Raw genomic sequence first — 19668 nt, forward strand, 5'->3', positions numbered from 1 at the left:
GGTCACACAACTTTCGTAGGGACGGGGACTTTCCCTATTAGATACGTAGTCCTACGGACCGTTGCCTCGCTTGTTCGCGCAGGTGCCGCCACCCGAAAGTGATTTCACTGTGACTGCTCGTCACGGCGCGAGGCGGGATTCCCGTCGGCGCGAACCACCTGTTCGAGTGAACGGAGCTCAGGAAATGCGTGGAGAACTTCGACGTCACCGGATCGCGGGTGCGGTGCTCACCGGGGCCTGTGTGGCGGCCTCGCTGGCCTTCGCCGGATCGGCGACGGCCGCCGAGGGGCAGATCCTCGGCGCCGGCGTGCCGGGAGCGGTCACGGACGGGTACATCGTCTCGCTGAAGAGCGGCGACGCCGGCCTCGCCGCCAAGTACGGCGGCCAGGTGAAGGCGACCTACAGCGCCGCGCTGAACGGCTTCTCGGCGAAGATGACCGAGGCCCAGGCCAAACGGCTCGCCGCCGACCCCAACGTCGACTTCGTCCAGCAGGACGCCGTCGCTCACATGACCGGCACCCAGGACAACCCGACCTGGGGCCTGGACCGGATCGACCAGCAGAAGCTGCCGCTGGACAAGAAGTACACCTACCCGAACGACGGGGCGGGGGCGACGGTCTACGTGGTCGACACCGGTGTCGACTACCGCCAGTCCGAATTCGGCGGCCGCGCGTCCAGCGGGTACGACTTCATCGACAACGACGCCGACGCCAAGGACTGCCAGGGCCACGGCACGCACGTCGCCGGCACGGTCGGCAGCGCCACCTACGGCGTGGCCAAGGGCGCCAAGATCGTCGCGGTCCGCGTGCTGAACTGCCAGGGCAGCGGCCAGTACTCGCAGATCATCAGCGGGATCGACTGGGTCGTGAAGAACGCCAAGGGCCCGTCGGTGCTCACCATGAGCCTCGGTGGCCCGGCCGACAACGGCGTCGACGCCGCCGTGCGCCGCGCGGTCTCGGCCGGCATCACGAACACGGTGGCCTCCGGGAATTCGAACACGAACGCCTGCAGCACCAGCCCTGCCCGGGTGAAGGAGGCCATCACCGTCAACGCCACGCAGAACGACGACCGCCGGTCCACGTTCTCGAACTACGGCAGCTGCACCGACATCTTCGCGCCCGGCACCAACATCACCTCGCTGCGCAACGGTGGCGGCACCCAGCAGATGAGCGGTACCTCGATGGCGACGCCGCACGTCGCCGGCGCGGCCGCGATCTACCTGACCTCGCACCCGTCGGCCAACCCCGCCGCCGTGGCTTCCGGTCTGGCCGCCGCCGCCACCAACGGCGTCGTGACCAGCCCTGGCACCGGCTCGACCAACAAGCTGCTGAACGTGGCAGGTCTCTGATGCGCCGCGGCGTGCGCGCCGGCGTGGTGGCCTTCGCGGCCACCGCGCTGGCCGCGCTCGCCGCCGGCAACGCCGTCGCCGCGCAGGCGGAAGGCGTTGTCGTGCAGGCGAACCAGCACTACGGGGACCAGTACATCGTCGTACTCCACGAAGTCGGCACCGTGGCCGTCGAGCAGTCTTCGGCGGCACTTGCCGGCCGCTACGGCGGCGAAGTCCGTTCGGCGTACAAGAACGTGCTCCGCGGCTTCTCGGTCAAGGGCATGTCCGAGCTGCGGGCCCGGCGCCTCGCGGCGGATCCGGCGGTCAAGGCGGTCTATGAGGACGGCACCGCGCGTGCCGTCGGCACCCAGACCAACCCCACCTGGGGCCTGGACCGGATCGACCAGAAGAACCTGCCGCGTGACAAGAGCTTCACGTACCCGAACACGGGCGAAGGCGTGACCGCCTACGACATGGACACCGGCATCAACCCGGACAACCCGGAGTACGAAGGCCGCGCGTCCATCGGCAAGGACTTCGTCGGCGGTAACGGGAAGGACTGCAACGGGCACGGCAGTCACACCGCGGGCACCATCGGCAGCAAGACCTACGGCGTGGCCAAGAAGGTCAAGATCGTCGGGCTGAAGGTGCTGGGCAACGACTGTTCGGGCAACGGTCCCGACTCCGCCATCGTGGACGCGGCGGAATGGCTGACCGCGAACGGCACCAAACCGGCGGTGGCGAACCTGAGCCTGAAGATGGACCAGGTCGGCCTCGGCGACGACGTCATCAAGAAGTCCATCGCGGCGGGCTTCGTCTACGCGGTGGCGGCGGGCAACGAGAACCAGAACGCCTGCAACGTCAGCCCCGCCCGCATCCCCGAGGCGATCACGGTCGGCGCCTCGGACGAGAACGACAACAAGTCCTCGTTCTCCAACCACAGTTCGTGCGTGGACATCTTCGCCCCTGGCAGCAACATCACGTCGCTGTCCACGTCCAACGGTGGGTCGGCGAACATGAGCGGGACTTCGATGGCCACGCCGCACGTGGCGGGCGCGGTGGCGCTCTACCTGTCCGCCAACTCCGGCGCCACCCCGCAGCAGACGCGGGACGCGCTGGTGAACAACTCCTCGGACGGCGTGCTCAAGGGCCTGCCGAGCGGAACGGTGAACAAGCTGCTGAACATCTCGTTCATCGGCGGAGGCGGCCCCGGCCCCAAGTGCGGCGCCAAATCCAACACGACACCGGTGTCCATTCCGGACGCGGGTGACGCGGTGACCAGTTCGGTGACGCAGGAAGGCTGCGACGGCAAGGCGTCGGCGACGCTGCCGGTCAAGGTCGACATCGCGCACACCTATTCCGGTGACCTGGCGATAGACCTGATCGGGCCGAGCGGTGCGGTGTTCGGTCTCAAGCAGGCGGGAGGGATCGGCGAGGCAAGCGGCGTGCACACCTCCTACACGGTGAACGCCTCGTCCGAACCGGCGAACGGGACCTGGAAACTGCGGGTCCGTGACGTCTACCGGTTCGACAGCGGGACGATCGAAGGCTTCTCCATCACCTTCTGAGTCCTTGCGAACGGCGGTGCGCCGCGGTCACGATGACCGCGGCGCACTGTCGTTTCGCTGGGAGGCTTGATGGAGTCGTATGACGCCGTGATCGTCGGTGGCGGGCACAACGGCCTGGTGGCGGCCGCCTATCTGGCCAGGGCGGGCCGTTCGGTGCTGGTGCTGGAACGCCGGGACGAGGTCGGCGGGGCGGCGGTCTCGTTCCGGGCCTTTCCCGGCGTCGACGTCCGCTTGTCGCGGTACTCGTACCTGGTGAGCCTGCTGCCGCGCGAGATCATCGCGGACCTCGGGCTCGGACTCGACCTGCGGCGGCGGCGGATGTCGTCGTACACGCCGGTCGGCGACGGCGGTCTCCTTGTCGACACGGGCGACGACGGCCGCACCTCGGCGTCGTTCTCCGCGCTCACCGGGTCCACAAAGGACTTCGAAGCGTGGCAACGGTTCTACGCGATGACCTCCCGGGTCGCCGAGGCCACGTTCCCCACCCTGACCGAACCGCTGGTCTCCAGGGAGGAACTGCGTTCGCGGATCGAGCCGGAGGCCTGGGACGCGCTGTTCGAACGGCCGATCTCGGAGACACTCGCCGGGATGTTCGGCGACGACACCGTGCGCGGCGTCGTCCTGACCGACGCGCTGATCGGGACCTTCGCCGACGCCGGCGACTTCCGGCAGAACCTCTGCCTGCTCTATCACGTGATCGGCAACGAGACCGGTGACTGGGACGTGCCCGTCGGCGGCATGGGCGCGGTGACCGGGGCGCTCGCGTCGGCCGCTCGCGACGCCGGGGCGCGCTTGGTGACCGAGGCCGAGGTGCTGTCCGTCGATCCGGACGGCTCGGTGCGCTATCGGCTCGGCGACGACGAGTTCACCGTGCGCGGCGGACATGTGCTTTCGAACGTCGCGCCGCGGACGCTCGCGCGCCTGCTGGGGGAGGAGCCGCCGGAGGTGCCGGAAGGCGCGCAGCTCAAGGTGAACATGGTGCTGTCACGGCTGCCGCGGCTGCGCGATCCGGGTGTCGATCCGCGGGAGGCGTTCGGGGGGACGTTCCATGTCAACGAGGGTTATGAGCAGCTGGCGACGGCTTTTGCCGAGGCCGCCGCGGGCAGGATCCCGTCGCTGCCGCCGTGCGAGATCTACTGCCATTCGCTGACCGACCCGTCGATCCTCGGCCCGGCCGAACAGGCCGCCGGGGTACAGACGCTGACGCTTTTCGGGCTGCACATGCCCGCACGGCTGTTCGAGGGGCGCAACGACGCCGCGCGCGAAGAGGCTTTGCGGGCGACTTTGTCCTCTTTGGACAGTGTGCTGGGCGAGCCGATCGAGGACTGTGTGTTGCGCTCGCCGGACGGCCGGTTGTGCGTCGAAGCCAAGACGCCGCTGGACCTCGAAGCCGAGCTGGGTCTGCCCGCGGGGCACATCTTCCATCGGGATCTGTCGTGGCCCTACGCGTCCGATGCGGCTCAGGTGGGTCGCTGGGGAGTCGAGACCGCGCACGAACGGGTGCTGCTCTGTGGAGCGGGCGCTGTGCGGGGCGGCGGTGTGTCGGGCATCCCTGGGCACAATGCCGCGATGGCCGTGCTTTCCCGCTCCTGAAGTGTCATGAAAGGGTCGTTCAGGACAAGATATGTCCTGAACGACCCTTTCATGACACGCGCGCTACTGGACGGTCAGGGTGTAGGTCGCCGTCGCGGTCTTGCCCGCCGAGTCCGTCGCGGTGACGGTCACCGGGTACGTGCCGCGCTGGAACGGCGCGACCACCTGCATGGTCGAGTTGCCGCCGCTCGAGATCGTCTTCGGGTTGAAGAACGGTGCGAACGGCAGGCCTTGTCCGGACGCCGACAGCGTGATCGTGCCGGTCCCGCCGGTGGCGGAAACCGTGACGTTGCTGAAGAACCCGGGCTGGACGGTCCCGCTGCCGGGGCTCACGCTCACCTGGAGATTGCCGGGCTGCGGTCCGCCGTTGCCGACGGTCAGCGTCAGCTTCGTGGTCGCCGTGTCGGCGGTCCCCTTGCCCGAGATCGTGACCGCGTAGTCCTTTTCGGCCGTCCCGGCGGGCACCTCGATGCTCACCTTCGCCGACTCGCCCGAGGTTATCGACGCGGGCTGGAAGGTGGCCTTCGCCCCGTCCGGAAGGCCCGACGCGCTCAGATCGACCTTCTCCGCGCCGTTCTTGCCCGGTTTGCTGGTCACCGTCGCCGAAACGTACTTGCCCGGCTCGACCTTGAGCGAGGAGGGCGTCACCGCGAGGGAGAACGTCTCCGGGTTCTGCGGCTCGCCGATCTGCTGCTTGACCCAGTCGCCCATGTCGTTGTTGAGCCGGCCGTAGACGCTGTACCACTTGAAGTCGCTGCGGCTCCACGACGCGACGCCGACGACCTTGCCGTCCACGATGAGCGGACCGCCGCTGTCACCCGGCAGGATCGTGACGTGGCCGTCGCTGTAGCCACTGCAGATCATCGTGGCGTCTTTGAAGCCCGCGCCGACACCGTTGCAGTTGCTGCCCTGCACGACCGGCAGGGTGAACTTGTGCAGTTCGACGTTGCGGGTGTCGTCGTTGAAGTCCTTCTTGCCGTAGCCGAGCCCGAGCCCGGACTTGCCCGGCTTGTTGAGGTCCGTGTCGGCCGACGTCGCGACCTTCGCGTACTGGCCACCCGGCACCGGGATGTCGGCGTCGGTGGTGACCACAGCGACGTCGTAACCCTGGTCGAAGTTGACGTACTTCGGATGGGTGTCGTAGCTGACGACGCCGATCCTCGTTCCGCCACCCGCGTTGAGATCGTCCAGTCCATAGAGGAAGCTCTTCTCACCGTCCGCGGCCTTGCAGTGCGCGGCGATCAGGATCTTGCGCGGCGCGACGACCGAGCCGGTGCACGTCTGGCCCTGCGGCCGGACGCCGCCCTGGCGCAGGCCCGCGATGATGAACGGATGGTCCTTGACCGAGGCGGGCGTGCCGCCGACGGAGTTCGTGTGCGGTCCACTGGGGACGACAGCTTGGTCCGTCGGGGTGACCGCGGGCAGGTTCGCGGCGGCCGCCGGCGCGGGCAGGAGGACCGAGAGGCAGCCGAGGGTGGCGGTGGCGATCCCCAGCAGCCGTTGTCTTCTGTTCACGGTGGTTCCTTTCCAGGTGGCTGGAAATCACTTTCCGCATCCGCGCCTGGTGGAACAACCGAGGAAGAAGCCCGTAGGGGTACGGAACTAATGCACGCCGTCACCGGTGAGTAGTTCGAGACTGTGGTCGCCGGTGCGTTCGACGTCGAGACCGGCCTTCGACAGCAGCCGCATCAGCTGTTCCACAGTGGACGGTTCGCTGCGGGACTTCACCAGCTCGGCGGCCAGCCGTCCCTTGTAGGCCTTGTTGAAGTGGCTCACCGTGGTCCGGTTGCCCTTCGCGTCCTCGGTCACGACACGCACGGTCACCGCGTCCGGGCGGAGCTTCGCGAGGGCCGAGTACGTCCCGGAGCGCAGGTCGACGACGAGCCCTTCGATGCCCTGGAGCACCGGTTCGAGTACCGGCTTCCACACGCTGCGGATGGTCCCGAGCGACGGCAGCGCGTTCCCACCGGAAAGCCGGTACGCGGGGATCGGGTCGGTCGCCGCGACCACGCCGAACAGCGCCGAAGCGACGGCGAGGCGCTTCTCGGCCTTCGCCAGGGTCGCCTTGGTGAAGGACTTCACGTCGAGCGCGTCGTAGAGCACCCCGGTGTAGCGGCGCAGCCCGGGCATCGTGGGCGAGGCCCACAGCTCGGCGTTGCGGGCGACCTCGTCGGCCTGCCGCGGCGTGATGCCGAGCGCGGCGACACTGGCCGGAACGTCGGCCGCCAGCTCGGACAGCGCGTCGGCCAGCTTGGCCCGGGTCGGATTCAGTTCCGGGAACGACAGGGCGCCCAGGTCCAGCGGCGCGCCGGTGCCACCGGCGGCCTTGGTTTCGGAAGGGGGGAGCAGCACGAGCACCACGGAAGCGTAACTAAATGGAGTGCGTCACCCCGAGGCGCGGGCTTAGCCTCGTCCGCATGAGCCTGATCTGGCGCCCGCTGACGATGGAAGACATGCCGCGACTGGCCGAAACCTTCGCCGCGGCGGAGCGTGTCGAGCCGATCGGTGAGCATTACAACGCCGAGGATCTCGCCGAGGAGATCGGCTCGCCGAATGTCGACCTGCCGACGGCGACCACCAGCGCCTGGGACGGAGACAAGCTGGCCGCTTACGGCTTGCTCAGGCGTCGTGACGCGGCGAATCCGGCGCATATGGTGCGGGTCGAGACGCTCGTCCATCCCGAGTACCGCGACGACGCGATCGCCGCGCAGCTCATCGACTGGTTCGAAAAGACGGGCAAGGAGGTCCACGCGAAGTCCTTCCCGGACGCGCCGCTGGAGTTGCACGCCGCGGCCACCACCAAGCAGCGCTGGCTCTCCGACGTGCTGGTGGACGCCGGATACGAGCACGCGCGGTGGTTCGTCGACATGCGGGCCGACCTCGCGGCGATCCCGCCCGCCGAACCGCTACCCGAAGAGTTCCCTCTCGTCGCTTACGAAGAGAAGTACGAGGAATTCACCCTGCGGTCCCGCAACGAGACCTTCGCGGACCACTGGGGGAGCACGGCGCAGTCGCCGGAGGCGTGGCGGCATCTGGTGGTCGGCGGGAAGGACTTCCAGCCGGATCTGTCGTTCCTGCTGCTGAGCCCGGCCAGGGACCGCGTGATCGCGATGGTGCTGACCGCGTATTTCGCCTCGGACGAGGCCGTCACAGGTGTGAAAGAGCTGTATGCCAGTCACGTCGCGACCGACGCGAGCCTTCGCGGGCGCGGGATCGCGGGCGCACTGCTCGGGCACACGCTCGTCCAGGCCAAGGCCAAGGGATTCCAGCGGGCCTCGCTCAACGTCGATCAGGACAACAGTCACCGCGCTCTCGGGGTCTACGAGCGCGTCGGGTTCAGCGAGCATCAGCGCTGGGCCGGGTACGTGAAGCCCGTTCCGACCTGACCGGTTGTCACTCGAAAGGGTGGATTTCGGTACAGTCGATCTTCTCGGAGAGATCGCTGGGGGTGGTAGGGCGTTGCCGGTTTCCGCACGCCTCGGCTGGCATGACCTGCCGTCGGCGACGCGTGACACCGTGGAGCGTGAGCTCGGGTCGGTGGTCCGCCGTTCGTTGTGGCAGAACCCGGAATTCGACGGCGGTGTCGCCGCGAGGCTCGAACTCGACCGCGGTCATCGCTGGGTCTTCCTGAAGGCGATCCCGGCGGACAGCCCGCGAGCTGGCGGTTTCCGGACGGAGGCCGCCATCGCGCGACGGCTTCCGCCGGAGGCGCCCACGCCACAGCTGCTGTCCTTTGTGGATGGTGCCTGGCTGGTGCTCGCGTTCGCCGACTTCGACGGCGCCAAGCCGAACCTGCGTCCGGGGTCGCCGGACCTCTCCGCGGTCTTGGCCACCTTCGGCGCGCTCGGGCGCACGCTCACGCCGTGCCCGCTGCCCGACGTCCCGGACGCGCTCGACGATCTCGGCCCACTCCTGCGCGGCTGGCACGAACTGGCGAAGGAACTCCCCGCCGACCTCGACGACTGGGCTGTCCGCAATCTCGACAGGCTCGTCCAGCTGGAGACGTCCTGGCATCCCTGGTCGGCCGGGGACACGTTGCTGCACAACGACATCCAGCCCGAATACCTGGTGCGGACCGGACCGGGCAGGGTGCTCGTCACCAACTGGCGCTACCCGGCGAGGGGCGCGGGCTGGCTCGACCTGGTCGCGCTCGTCCCGTACCTGCTCGACGCCGGGCACGAGCCCGCCGACGTCGACCGCCTGCTGCGGCGGCGCCCCGTGCTCGCGGGTGTCCCGGTCTGGGCGGTCACCGCGTTCGGCGTCGCCTTGGCCGGGCATGCGGAACGGGCTTCGCGGCTGCCGGAACCGCCGGCCACGACCGGAGTCCGCGCGGCGCAACGCCGTCTCGCCGCGGCCATGCGTGACTGGCTCGCCTACCGGACCCACTGGCCGTAGTCGCTCCAGCGCCGCATAGAAGCCTCGTGAGTGGCAAGTGTCGTTCTAACGACACTTGCCACTCACGACCAACCCGACCCACGCGGTACCGCCGCCCTGGTTGCCTGCGGTACGTGAAGGACTCCTTCATTGCGCCTAGCGAAATGAAGGGGTCCTTCACGTACTTGGGAAGGTGCTTCCTCGGCTGAGTCGAGGCAAGGGGGCCTTCACGTGCAGCCGTTGTGACTACTGGTGCGCGCGGGGCGCACGTGGCGATCCGCAAGTCCGTGAAGGGCTCCTTCACTACCTTCAGGGTAGGCAAGGAGGCCTTCACGTACCTGGGGCACGGTCCGCCCTAACCCTCCTTACCGCTTACCACGTTCAGCAGCGTTTCGCCCGCGACATACCGGCGCAGTTGCTCGGCGACCAGCCGCTTCGCGCGCGGGTAGAACGAGGCCGACCCGCCCGCGATATGCGGCGTGACGATCACGCCCGGCGCGGTCCACAGCGGATGCCCGGCGGGCAGTGGCTCCGGATCGACGACGTCCAGCGCCGCGCGCAGCCGCCCGACGACCGTCTCCGCCGTGAGCGCCGCGGTGTCGATCGCCGAGCCTCGCCCGACGTTCACCACCAGGGCGCCGTCCGGCAGCGCGGCGAGTTCCGCGGCGCCGAACAGACCCATCGTCGCGGGCGTTTCGGGCAGGATCAGGACCACGATGTCGGCGGACGGCAGCAGTTCCGCCAGCTCGCCGACGCCGTGCACCCGCTCCGCGGGCCGGGCCGTGCTCGCCACCCTGGTGACGACGGCCTCGGCCGCGACCAGCTGCCGCTCGATGGCCTGGCCGATCGAGCCGTGGCCGACCAGCAGCACACGGCTGTCCGCCAGCGAGCGCGTGTGCTCGCGATCCCACGACGCCGTCGCCTGCTGCGCGAACCATCGCGGTAGATCCCGCTGTGAAGCGTGGATCAGCGCCAGGGCGTGCTCGGCGACGCTGAGGTCGTGCAGGCCTCGGCCGTTGGCCAGCCGCACCCCCGCCGGCACCAGCGGGACCAGCCTCTCCACCCCGGCCGAGAGCGACTGCACGAGCTTCAGCGACGGAAGCCGGTCGATCAGCTTCGTCGGCTCCGCCCCCGCGTCGTACGGCAGCACGTAGACCTCGACGTCATCGAGGTCGCCCTCCGGCAGCGGGTCCGTGCCGTCGTAGAACCGCGCGCTCAGGCCTTCGGGCAGCTCGATGTCGGCCCAGGGCAGGATGGCTCGCTCCGTCATACCGCCATTCTGACCATCGGGACCGGCCTCACTACCCGTGGGTGGCGACGCAGAATTCGTTGCCGACGGGGTCGGCCAGCACCGTCCAGGCGAAGCCCGGCATCTTGTGCTCGTCCACCTTCGTCGCACCCAGTCCGATCAGGCGTTCCACCTCCTTCTCCCGGTCTTCGGAACCGAAGTCCATGTGGACCCGGTTCTTGCCCGCCCTCGGCTCCGGCACGCGCTGGAACGCGAACACGGGCCCGTTCTCCACCTTGGGGTGCAGGATCAGGAACTCGCCGTCGTGGTCCTGATCCACCTCCACCCCGAGCGCCTTCGTCCAGAACGCCGCGAGCGCGCGCGGATCCGCGCAGTCGATCGTGATCATGCCCAGTTCGATACCCATGTCGGCACGCTAGCGACACCCACCGACAAAACCGGCCGCCCGCGATAACCGGTTGAACAGCCCCGGGGCGGGGTGACTACGCTGCGCAGAACGTCTCAGCACGTAATTCCAGCGAGGAGCCCAGAAGTGATCACCAGGATGTCGTCGTTGTTCCTTCGCACCCTGCGTGAGGATCCGGCGGACGCCGAGGTACCGAGCCACCGGCTCCTGGTACGCGCCGGCTACGTCCGCCGGGTTGCCCCGGGCGGTTATTCCTGGCTGCCGCTGGGCCTGCGGGTGCTGCGCCGTATCGAGAACGTCGTCCGCGAAGAGATGAACGCCTTCGGCGCGCAGGAGATCCAGTTCCCCGCGCTGCTGCCGAAGGAGCCTTACGAGGCCACCGGACGCTGGACCGAGTACGGCGACGCGCTGTTCCGTCTCAAGGACCGCAAGGGCGCCGACTATCTCCTCGGCCCGACGCACGAAGAGCTCTTCGCGCTCACCGTGAAGGGTGAATTCAACTCGTACAAGGACTACCCGGTCGTCCTGTACCAAATCCAGACCAAGTACCGCGACGAGGCGCGTCCCCGCGCCGGCATCCTGCGCGGCCGCGAGTTCGTCATGAAGGACTCCTACTCCTTCGACCTCGACGACGAAGGTCTCGCGAAGTCGTACGAGTTGCACAGGCAGGCGTACACCAAGCTGTTCGACCGTCTCGGTATCGAGTACGTCGTCGTGAAGGCGACTTCGGGCGCGATGGGCGGCTCGGCCTCCGAGGAGTTCCTCGCCGTCGCCGCGACGGGTGAAGACACCTACGTCCGCAGCACCGAATCGGGTTACGCCGCCAACGTCGAAGCGGTCACCACGCCCGCTCCCGAGGCGAAGCCGGTCGAGGGTCTCCCCGAGGCGAAGGTCCACCACACGCCGGGCACCCCGACCATCGAGTCGCTGGTCGCGTTCCTGAACAACGCCGACCTCGGCCGCACCTTCACCGCCGCGGACACGCTCAAGAACGTCCTGGTCAAGACCCGCCAGCCGGGCGCGAAGGAGTGGGAGCTGCTGGCCATCGGCCTCCCCGGAGACCGCGAGGTCGACACGAAGCGCCTCGAAGCGTCACTCGAGCCCGCCGAGTTCGAGCTGCTCGAAGAGGCCGACTTCGCCAAGAACCCGTTCCTCGTCAAGGGCTACATCGGCCCGAAGGCGCTGAAGGACAACGGCGTCCGCTACCTGCTCGACCCGCGCGTCGCCGACGGCACGGCCTGGGTCACCGGAGCCGACGAGCGTGACCACCACGTGGTCGACCTGGTCGCGGGCCGCGACTTCACCGGTGACGGCACCATCGAGGCCGCCGAGGTCCGCGAAGGCGACGCCTCGCCCGACGGCAAGGGCACCCTGGTGGCCGCGCGCGGCATCGAGATCGGGCACATCTTCCAGCTGGGCCGCAAGTACGCCGACGCGTTCTCGCTGGACGCGCTGGGCCCGGACTCCAAGCCCATCCGCATCACCATGGGCTCGTACGGTGTCGGCGTCTCGCGGCTGGTCGGCGTGCTCGCCGAGCAGAACCACGACGACCTCGGCATCATCTGGCCCCGCGAGGTCTCGCCGTTCGACGTGCACGTCGTCATCGCGGGCAAGGACGAGACGATCGCCGCCGGCGCGGAGAAGCTCGCCGCCGAGCTGGACGCCGCCGGGATCGAGGTCGTCCTCGACGACCGCAAGGCCTCCCCGGGCGTGAAGTTCGCGGACGCCGAGCTCGTCGGCGTGCCGACCATCCTGGTGGTCGGGCGCGGCCTGGCGAACGGTGTCGTCGAGGTCAAGGACCGCCGCACCGGCGACCGCGAAGAGATCGCCGTCGACGCGGTCGTGGAGCACCTGGTCAAGCTCGTCCGCTCGTAATGTTCGGCAAGAAGCGCGGGGATTCCCCGGGCTACGAGGACAAACAGGCGCTGAGCGGGTTCGGGGGCTATGAGCCCTCGGACTCGCCCGGCTACACGCCGCCGTCTGTCGAGCCCGCACCGAAACCCGCGCTTGAGCCTCCGAAGCCGGCGAAGCAGCCGATGTCGCGAAGCGGGCGAAGGGCCATGTACGGCTTCTTCGCCACGCTCGGCGTTATAGCGGTCGCCGCGCTCGCGAACAACAGTGACCGCTCGTCGGACAGCAGCGCGCCGACTTCCCGGACTCCGGTCGTCTACACGCCGTCGCCGCGCGTCGTCGCGCCGCCGGTGACCGATGGCTGGCAGTCGGTGGCCGGGGCGGACGGTCAGGTCGCCTACGACGTCCCGCCGAACTGGACGCCGAAACCCGGCACGGTCCACGGCTGGGAGAAGACCGCGCTCGTCCCCGGCATCTCCCTGTTCTCCAGCGCTTTCGTCGGCGACGACTACTGCCCGGCGGTCCGGGGGAGCCGGATCGGGGGCAGCGGATTGACGACCGTGAAGGTCGCCGACGCACCCGGCGCGGCGAACAAGGCCTTGTACGACCTCGTGGTCAGCGCGTACAACCCCGAGGACGGCCCGTTGTCGGCCAAGATCGTCGCGGACCCGCCGCAGGCGGCGGAGTTCACCCTGGGCACCGGCAAGAAAGCCCCCGCGAACATCCTGATCGCCGAGGTGACCCTCGGATACACCGGGACTTGTGTCCCGAAGCGTGCCCTCGTCGGTGTGCAGGCGGTGGACATGGGCGACGCGTCCGCCGCCCTGCTCGTCTATTCGGACCAAGACCAGCAGGGCAGTGCGGACCGCGAGCAGATCCTGAAGATCCTCAAGACCTACCGGGGTGTCCCGGAGGCCGACCGCAAGACCATCACGCCGCCGCCTTCGACGTTGCGCTGATCTTTTTGGGGCTGGGGCTTCTTGCCGGAGCGAGCGAGCTTCGCCAGCCGCAGCAGTCCGGTGTTCGGCAGGTAGGCCCGGCCGAGCGCGATCCCGATCCGCGGCAGATCCGCCTCGTCGCGGAACGCGAGGTACAGCGGGACGTGCCGCGGCTGGAACTTCGCCTTGAACGCGTGCAGCGAACGGAATCCGTAGAACGGCTCCATCATCGTGCCGAGCGCGTCAAGCACCCGCTCGACGGCGTGCGCGGGTTCGCCGGAGCTCGCCAGCGGTGCGCCGGAAAGCGAGACGAACTTCGCGCCTTCGTCGCGGAAGGCCAGGCACGACGACGCGATCAGGAACTCCATCGACGGGCGGAATCCGTCGGCGCGCTTGCGCATGACGTCGAGCGTCCAGCCGCCGACCGCGCCCGCGCCGGTGTAGACCGGCATCCACGACGTCACACCGTGGACCACGCCGTCGGCGTCCACCGCGAGACCGACGCGGGTCTCGGGGTCCATCGCCTCGTCGACCCCGCCGAGGGTGAAGCCCATTTCCGGCATGCCCTTGTCGCTGATCCACTCTTCGGAGATCGCGCGCACCTGCGAGATCACCGCGCGCGGCTGGTCGGCGAGCCGGACGAGCCGGAACTCGATGCCGTCCTTCTTGGCGCGGTTGAGCGCGGTCCGCACGTCCTGCCAGCGCTTGCCGCGGAACTCCAGCGTCTCCAGTTCGATCAGGGTGTCTTCGGCGACCTGGACCTGCTTCCAGCCGAGTTCGTCGGTTTTGGCGGTGGTGTCACCGGTCGCGGAGAACAGGCACGGCACGAGACCGGTGTTCTCGCACATCGTGATGAACTCGGCGATCGTCCGGTCGGCGGCGCCGTCCGGGGCGATCGGGTCGCCGAGGGCGATGGCGACACCGGCGTGGCGCCGGTAGGCGAGGTAGGACTTGCCGTCCGCGGCCACGAAGTAGGAGTTCTGCGGCCACGTCGTCATCCACGAAAGCGTGCTTCCGCCGTGACGGCTGAGCAGGGTGCGGGCCAGCGCGGGGTTGCCCATCCGGCCGAGACGGCGGCGTTTGCGGCGTGACGGAACGCGGAAGGCGCCGCGAGAGGAGACCAGCAGTGCGAATTCGACCGTCCACAGCAGGTTGTCCACGAAGAACAGCGGCGGATCCATCAGTTCGCTGTCGTCACCGAAGATCTCCGCGAGCGTGAGCACCCCGCCGTAGACCAGCACCTGCAGGATGACGAACGAGGTCAGGATCATCGCGCACCACCAGGCGACCTGGCTGCCCTTGCGCAGGCCGTTCATGATCGGCACGACGATCAGGCACAGGACGATGACTTCCCAGGTGGACAGCGAAAGCTCCTCGGACGAACCGAAGGGGCCGTTGCCCGGCACGAAGGACATCACCAGTTCGGCGACCGTCAGCACCAGCAGACCGGCCACGACGTAGAACCGCCACTCACGCAGGCTCGGTCGCCGTTCGCGGCTGGAATCCTTCGCACCGAGGAACCGGCGCCCGAACGGCAGGGCCAGGACGAGGGCGAAGAAGTGGACGAGGTCGGCGAGCGTGCCGACGAAGATGATCGCGATCCCGGCGTAGACGCACAGCCCGGCGCGCAACCGCAGGCGCCACGGCGGGCGGAGGGTGGCGCTGGCGACCGCGACCGCGGCGAGCGCGCCGCCGGAGAAGCCGACGTCGAGGCTGCCCGCGATCCGTTCCGCCCACTCCCAGCCGGAGTTGCGGCTCAAGGCGAGGAACTGGACCGCCACCAGCACGCTGACGAACTGGCCGCCGATGGCGACGGCCATCGCCCGGCGGGTGCCGAGCCGCCATTCCGCGAATCCGGCGAACAACGCGAAGCTGAGCACCATCGGCAGGTAGTACAGCGGGACGACCGCGAACAGCGGTCCGGTGAGCAAGGTCCACCACCGGCCTGTTTCGAGCGACGGCAGCCCATACGCGATGTACGGGTACACCGCGCGATCCTCGGCGGCCGACCAGAGCGCGCCCGTGGCCAAGGCGAGCGCGAGCATGGTCAGCGTGACGAGGGTGGTGAAAGGCAGCCGGTGCCTCAGTACCGTGGCGATCTTGTGCGTCCGGCCCGGCGCGGCCGTCCCGCTTCCCCCTGTTGGCATGGAAATCAAGGTAGGCGCGGGGCCGGTCCGACACATCCGGCACGGGACCCATATTTCCCTTAGGGGAGTGCTACTCGCGGCGGATGCTCTCACCCATCTTGAGGACGATGTCCCTGGCTACCGCGTCAGGGATCTCCTGGTCCGCCAGCACCAGAAGGACGTGGTAGCGGCCTGATCCGGGCAGGGCGCGCAGGGGGAGGGCGATCGCGGTGATCGCGACCGAAGGGGCGGGGCACGGCCCGTCCGCGGCCGGGACGACGGTGGTGGTCACGGCGGTGGCGGTCGTGTCGCCCTCGAGCATCCTCACCGGACCGGCCTTGCCGATCTCGGTCTTCGGGGACCGGCCGCCATCGGCGCCATACGCGGCTTCCGCCCAGCGCAGGGTCGTTTCCTCCGCGGCCTGGGCGATGCCGCCGACCTCGCCCTCGTCGATGGTGGTGAACCCCGCCATCGCCCGCGAGGAGAGAGCGGAGCCGGGGCAGAAATCGCGGTGGTACCTGGCGACACCCTGCAGGGTGACGAGGTCCCCGGCCGGTGTCTCGTACCCGACGGCGACGTCGGGCTCCTCGATCTTCCAGTCCGGCGGGACGTCGAAAACGAGCGGGTGATCGTCGGACCGCACGGGTTGCCAGCCCGCGATCACGGGCTCGATCCTGGTGGGCACCTCCGGATCGGGCAGGACGAGGTCCTGCGCCGAGGACGGCGGGGTCGCGGTCCTGGCCTGGTAGGTGGCCGTCGTGCCGACGACGAGGACGACGACCAGCCCGAGCACACCCAGCGCCGGCCTGAGGCGAAGGCGACGGCGCGGCGGGACGGCGTCCTGGACGACCGGGAGCGGCCCCGTCTGCTCGTCTTCGGTTTCGAGCGGCTTCCCGGTGAGCGGATCGACGAACCACGTTCGCGGTTCGTCGGGGCGCCCACCGGGGCCGGTCATTGCTGTGGCCTCAAACTCGCGAGGATCTTTTGGACCTCCGCGTCGGGCAGCGCGTCGGGAGTGCCCTGGTCGATGGCCATGACGAAGCAGATGGTCTGCTCGCCGGACTGGAACGCGGCCGAGGTGATCTTCACGCTCGGAGCCCGGCACTCCTCGGTCTCGGGCGGGGTGAACGTGCCTGTCGAACTGGTCGCCTGGATCGCTCCGCTCGCGATCGGGACCTGCTTGACGTCGGGCATCGGGACGTCGGCCTTGCCGGTGGCGGACTGGATCCAGAGCCGGACGGCGCCCCTGGCCGCGTTTTCGACCGGGATCTGGCCCGCGGTGGCGAAGCCGACGACGCCACGATTCGAGCCTCGGGCATCCGGGCAGGCGCCGAGCTTGTACGTCGACGCCTCGTGGATGACCATCTTGAACTCGCCCTCGTTGTAGCCGACGATCTGGCCCGGCTTGGTCTCCCAGCCGGACGCGGGCAGGTCGTAGGCTGCTTTGTCCTTGGCTGACAGGATCCCCTGCCAGCCGGGCGTCGTCGAGGGCACTTTGTTGTCTTTCGGGGCACCGCTGCTCGTGGGCGGCGGTTTCGACGCCGAGGACGAAGGCGGCACCGGCGCGGACGAAGGCGGCGGACCGGCCTGAGGCCGCGGGTCTTCGCCGTCACGCAGGACGAAGAAGAGCGTGGCACCGACGGCGATCACCAGGACGAGCGCGCCGAGGCCGATCCAGAGGCCCTTCTTGCTCTTCTTCGGCGGCTCCGGCGCGAAGCCCTGGTACGTCTGCTGAGGGAACTGCTGGAACCCCTGCTGCTGGTAGTCCTGGTACTGCTGCTGGGGATCCTGCGGGTACTGGCCGTACTGAGGCGGATACCCCTGCTGCGGGGGTTGCTGCTGATAGGGCTGCTGCGGTTGCTGCTCCGGCCAGCCGTTCCCGCCTGGGTATGCCATGAAGAGAGTTTAGTGGTCACCGTCGGAAGTCCTCCGGAGGTCTCGACGGCCCAGGTTTCCGCTGGACGCACGGCCGTGAGGCCCGAGTACAACCCGGTACGAGGACCTCACGGCCGCACGCCCAGCGGAAACCTGGATCCGCCGAATACCCCCGAAGGACTTCCGACGGCAACCACTAGTTGCCGTCCCCCAGCACGGCCGCACGTACCGCTGCCAGGTCGGACAGGTCGCCGAGCACGGTGTGCGCGCCCGCGTCGGCCAGTTCCTCCGCGCTGAACTGCCCGGTCGCCACGGCCACCGCGACGGCGCCGTTGTCGAGCGCGGCGCGCACGTCGTCCGGGGTGTCGCCGATGACGACGACCGACGTGGGCGCGAAGTCGGTGCCGTGTTTCGCCGAAGCCTGGCCGACGGCGGCGGGCACCAGGTCGGGCCGGTGCGCCGAGAGGGAGCCGTAGCCGCCGATCTCGAAGTCCACGTGCTCGTGCAGGTCGAACGCGGTCAGCTTGTGCACGGAGATCTCCGGCAGGTTCCCGGTGACCAGCGTCTGGACGACGCCGCCGTGGCCGGCGAAGGCGTTCAGCGCTTCTTTGGCACCCGGGAGCGCCCGGCCGTTCGAGGACAGCGTCGAGGCTTGGCTTTCGGAGACCGCGATCAGCGCGAGCCAGAGCTTGCGCACGTTCTCCTCGGTGGGCTCGACGCCGTGCGAGGTCAGGATGTCCGCGCTGATGGCACGTTCGGTGCGGCCGCCGAAGTTCGGCAGCGCCCGCAGTTCGACGCCCGCGACCTCGGCGAGCGCGGCCGTGTACCAGGCGGCGCCGAGGCCGCGCAGGTCCACGAGGGTCTGGTCGATGTCCCACAGCACTAGCCGGTGCGGAGTAGTCACGCCGTCGACGGTACCGGTGAGCTAATTCAACGTCTGTTGACTTCTTGAAGGCGGGCGCCTACCTTGACACCTAATTCAACAAGTGACGAATAGCTGGAGGAAGGTCATGCCGACCCGTCGCCCCGCCGGGGCCTTCACGTTGGTCGCCGCGGTGGCGGGCGCGCTGGTCGCCGTCGTACTCGGCTTTCTCACCTTCGGCGCGCAGGCCACCGTCGCGCCCGACGGCCTTCCTGTCGCCGTGGCCGCGCCGCCGGGACCGCTCCAGGCGGCCGTGACCGGGATCGCGTCCCACGGCGGAGGGCAGGTCTCCTGGCGGGTGACCTCGCCCGAGGAAGGCCGGAAACTGCTGGAGGACAAGGAGGTCTACGGCGTCCTCGAACTCCCGTCGACGGTCGTGGTCTCCGGGGCGGTGAACCCGTCCGGGGCGCAGATCGCGCAGCAGGTCCTGACCGGTGCCGCGCAGGCGCTGGGTGGCACGCCGAAGGTCGAAACACTGCATCCCGCGAGCGCGGCGGGCCGGATCGCGCCGCTCGCGCTGAGCGCGCTGGCGTGGGTCGGCTGCCTGGCCGCCGGCGCCGTGCTGATCGTGGCCGGCCGCCGGATCGGCCGGGACGCGGGGGTGACCGCGCGCTTCACGCAGATCGTTTCGGCGGGAGTCCTGGTCACCGGTGTCCTGGCCGGATTCCTGAAACTGTGGGACTCCGCGCTCCCACTCGGCTGGGACGTCCTCGGCTTCCTGTTCCTGGCCTCGACCGGATTCGCCGCCCTGCAGACCGGTCTGCTGCGGCTGCTCGGCGTGCGGGCGATGGCGATCCTCGGCCCGCTGTACCTGGTCGCGCCCGCCGTCGCGGGCCAGGTGCCGGAGCTGCTGAACCCCGCTTACCGCGCGATCCTGTGGTCCTGGACGCCATTCCGGTTCTCCGCGGAAGGGCTCCGGAGCCTGCTGCAGGGGGTGCCCGGCGCGCCGGACGTCGCGACCGGGGTCTGGGTGCTCGCCGGGCTGCTCGCGGCAGGGCTGGCGCTAGCGCTGTGGCCGGGCCGGTCAGCCCTCGAGAAGACTGAAGCGGACGCGCCGGACCGGGTTGTCCAGGTTGGTGTCCACTAGGCAGACCGACTGCCAGGTGCCCAGCGTCATCACGCCGCCGAGCACCGGGATCGTCGCGAACGGCGGCAGCAGCGCGGGCAGGACGTGGTCACGGCCGTGACCGGGACTGCCGTGCCGGTGCCGCCATCGGCCGTCGCGGGGGAGCAGGTCGTCGAGCGCGGCGAGCAGGTCTTCGTCGCTGCCCGCGCCGGTCTCGAGGATCGCCAGCCCGGACGTCGCGTGCGGGACGAAGACGTGCAGGATCCCGTCCTCGGCGTCCGCGTCGCGCAGGAAGGTCTCGGCGTCCTTGGTCAGGTCGTGCACCACGGCCACGCTGCCGGTGCGCACCTCGATCTCCGTGGAATACATGCCC

17 protein-coding genes are annotated in these 19668 nt (G+C 69.3%); 8 read left to right on the forward strand and 9 right to left on the reverse strand.

Translation table 11 applies throughout. The annotated features are described in order from the left end of the window. Positions 1-184: 184 nt before the first annotated feature. From ACFOSH_RS44725 to ACFOSH_RS44735, 3 genes are all read left to right on the forward strand, one after another. Positions 185-1348, forward strand: a complete 1164-nt coding sequence (locus ACFOSH_RS44725) for a S8 family peptidase (RefSeq protein WP_378248043.1) — start codon at positions 185-187, stop codon at positions 1346-1348. Continuing rightward, positions 1348-2895: a S8 family peptidase gene (locus tag ACFOSH_RS44730; protein ID WP_378248045.1), complete on the forward strand. Its 1548-nt coding sequence runs from the start codon at positions 1348-1350 to the stop codon at positions 2893-2895. The genes ACFOSH_RS44725 and ACFOSH_RS44730 overlap by 1 nt, the downstream gene beginning before the upstream one ends. Positions 2896-2964: 69 nt before the next feature. Next, positions 2965-4488: a phytoene desaturase family protein gene (locus tag ACFOSH_RS44735; protein WP_378248047.1), complete on the forward strand. Its 1524-nt coding sequence runs from the start codon at positions 2965-2967 to the stop codon at positions 4486-4488. A 63-nt stretch (positions 4489-4551) separates the two neighbouring features. Here ACFOSH_RS44735 and ACFOSH_RS44740 read toward each other — a convergent pair whose 3' ends face one another. Then, positions 4552-6003: a trypsin-like serine protease gene (locus tag ACFOSH_RS44740; protein WP_378248049.1), complete on the reverse strand. Its 1452-nt coding sequence runs from the start codon at positions 6001-6003 to the stop codon at positions 4552-4554. A gap of 87 nt (positions 6004-6090) precedes the next feature. Continuing rightward, positions 6091-6846: a peroxide stress protein YaaA gene (gene yaaA / locus ACFOSH_RS44745; RefSeq protein ID WP_378248051.1), complete on the reverse strand. Its 756-nt coding sequence runs from the start codon at positions 6844-6846 to the stop codon at positions 6091-6093. Between the two features lie 59 nt (positions 6847-6905). Here yaaA and ACFOSH_RS44750 point away from each other — a divergent pair, with 59 nt between their 5' ends. Both ACFOSH_RS44750 and ACFOSH_RS44755 read left to right on the forward strand, forming a co-directional pair. Continuing rightward, entirely contained in the window at positions 6906-7874 is a 969-nt protein-coding gene (locus tag ACFOSH_RS44750; protein ID WP_378248053.1) for a GNAT family N-acetyltransferase, read from the forward strand. Positions 7875-7947: 73 nt separating this feature from the next. Next, positions 7948-8883: an aminoglycoside phosphotransferase gene (locus ACFOSH_RS44755; RefSeq protein ID WP_378248055.1), complete on the forward strand. Its 936-nt coding sequence runs from the start codon at positions 7948-7950 to the stop codon at positions 8881-8883. Between the two features lie 334 nt (positions 8884-9217). Here the strand turns inward: ACFOSH_RS44755 and ACFOSH_RS44760 are convergent, their stop codons facing one another. Next, positions 9218-10132 carry a 2-hydroxyacid dehydrogenase gene (locus ACFOSH_RS44760; protein WP_378248057.1) on the reverse strand — a complete coding sequence of 305 codons (915 nt, stop codon included), beginning with the start codon at positions 10130-10132 and terminating at the stop codon, positions 9218-9220. A gap of 31 nt (positions 10133-10163) precedes the next feature. Further along, positions 10164-10517, reverse strand: a complete 354-nt coding sequence (locus ACFOSH_RS44765; protein WP_378248059.1) for a VOC family protein — start codon at positions 10515-10517, stop codon at positions 10164-10166. Positions 10518-10643: 126 nt separating this feature from the next. Here ACFOSH_RS44765 and ACFOSH_RS44770 point away from each other — a divergent pair, with 126 nt between their 5' ends. After that, positions 10644-12392 (forward strand): proline--tRNA ligase, encoded by a 1749-nt coding sequence (locus ACFOSH_RS44770; protein ID WP_378248061.1) that lies wholly within the window; start codon positions 10644-10646, stop codon positions 12390-12392. Further along, positions 12392-13327, forward strand: coding sequence for a hypothetical protein (locus tag ACFOSH_RS44775; protein ID WP_378248063.1), 936 nt, complete (start codon positions 12392-12394; stop codon positions 13325-13327). Before ACFOSH_RS44770 ends, ACFOSH_RS44775 begins: the two co-directional genes overlap by 1 nt. Here the strand turns inward: ACFOSH_RS44775 and ACFOSH_RS44780 are convergent. The 4 genes from ACFOSH_RS44780 to ACFOSH_RS44795 form a co-directional block, all read right to left on the reverse strand. Further along, positions 13264-15453, reverse strand: coding sequence for a bifunctional lysylphosphatidylglycerol flippase/synthetase MprF (locus ACFOSH_RS44780; protein ID WP_378248065.1), 2190 nt, complete (start codon positions 15451-15453; stop codon positions 13264-13266). The genes ACFOSH_RS44775 and ACFOSH_RS44780 overlap by 64 nt on opposite strands. Positions 15454-15523: 70 nt before the next feature. Beyond that, a complete protein-coding gene (locus ACFOSH_RS44785) occupies positions 15524-16387 on the reverse strand; it encodes a hypothetical protein (protein ID WP_378248067.1) in 864 nt (287 codons plus the stop codon). Further along, positions 16384-17328: a hypothetical protein gene (locus ACFOSH_RS44790; RefSeq protein WP_378248069.1), complete on the reverse strand. Its 945-nt coding sequence runs from the start codon at positions 17326-17328 to the stop codon at positions 16384-16386. The genes ACFOSH_RS44785 and ACFOSH_RS44790 overlap by 4 nt, the downstream gene beginning before the upstream one ends. Before the next feature lie 175 nt (positions 17329-17503). Beyond that, positions 17504-18190 carry an HAD hydrolase-like protein gene (locus tag ACFOSH_RS44795; RefSeq protein WP_378248163.1) on the reverse strand — a complete coding sequence of 229 codons (687 nt, stop codon included), beginning with the start codon at positions 18188-18190 and terminating at the stop codon, positions 17504-17506. A 127-nt stretch (positions 18191-18317) separates the two neighbouring features. Here ACFOSH_RS44795 and ACFOSH_RS44800 point away from each other — a divergent pair, with 127 nt between their 5' ends. Beyond that, positions 18318-19316: an ABC transporter permease gene (locus tag ACFOSH_RS44800; protein ID WP_378248071.1), complete on the forward strand. Its 999-nt coding sequence runs from the start codon at positions 18318-18320 to the stop codon at positions 19314-19316. Here the strand turns inward: ACFOSH_RS44800 and ACFOSH_RS44805 are convergent. Further along, positions 19254-19664 (reverse strand): YjbQ family protein, encoded by a 411-nt coding sequence (locus ACFOSH_RS44805; protein ID WP_378248073.1) that lies wholly within the window; start codon positions 19662-19664, stop codon positions 19254-19256. The genes ACFOSH_RS44800 and ACFOSH_RS44805 overlap by 63 nt on opposite strands. Positions 19665-19668: the final 4 nt, after the last annotated feature.

This window comes from Amycolatopsis speibonae (assembly GCF_042647925.1).
GTDB lineage: Bacteria > Actinomycetota > Actinomycetes > Mycobacteriales > Pseudonocardiaceae > Amycolatopsis > Amycolatopsis speibonae.

Coding starts and splice junctions, on each gene's coding strand:
- ACFOSH_RS44725 (WP_378248043.1), top strand. CDS start 185: ATGCGTGGAGAACTTCGACGTCACCGGATCGCGGGTGCGGTGCTCACC.
- ACFOSH_RS44730 (WP_378248045.1), top strand. CDS start 1,348: ATGCGCCGCGGCGTGCGCGCCGGCGTGGTGGCCTTCGCGGCCACCGCG.
- ACFOSH_RS44735 (WP_378248047.1), top strand. CDS start 2,965: ATGGAGTCGTATGACGCCGTGATCGTCGGTGGCGGGCACAACGGCCTG.
- ACFOSH_RS44750 (WP_378248053.1), top strand. CDS start 6,906: ATGAGCCTGATCTGGCGCCCGCTGACGATGGAAGACATGCCGCGACTG.
- ACFOSH_RS44760 (WP_378248057.1), bottom strand. CDS start 10,132: ATGACGGAGCGAGCCATCCTGCCCTGGGCCGACATCGAGCTGCCCGAA.
- ACFOSH_RS44765 (WP_378248059.1), bottom strand. CDS start 10,517: ATGGGTATCGAACTGGGCATGATCACGATCGACTGCGCGGATCCGCGC.
- ACFOSH_RS44775 (WP_378248063.1), top strand. CDS start 12,392: ATGTTCGGCAAGAAGCGCGGGGATTCCCCGGGCTACGAGGACAAACAG.
- ACFOSH_RS44780 (WP_378248065.1), bottom strand. CDS start 15,453: ATGCCAACAGGGGGAAGCGGGACGGCCGCGCCGGGCCGGACGCACAAG.
- ACFOSH_RS44785 (WP_378248067.1), bottom strand. CDS start 16,387: ATGACCGGCCCCGGTGGGCGCCCCGACGAACCGCGAACGTGGTTCGTC.
- ACFOSH_RS44790 (WP_378248069.1), bottom strand. CDS start 17,328: ATGGCATACCCAGGCGGGAACGGCTGGCCGGAGCAGCAACCGCAGCAG.
- ACFOSH_RS44800 (WP_378248071.1), top strand. CDS start 18,318: ATGCCGACCCGTCGCCCCGCCGGGGCCTTCACGTTGGTCGCCGCGGTG.
- ACFOSH_RS44805 (WP_378248073.1), bottom strand. CDS start 19,664: ATGTATTCCACGGAGATCGAGGTGCGCACCGGCAGCGTGGCCGTGGTG.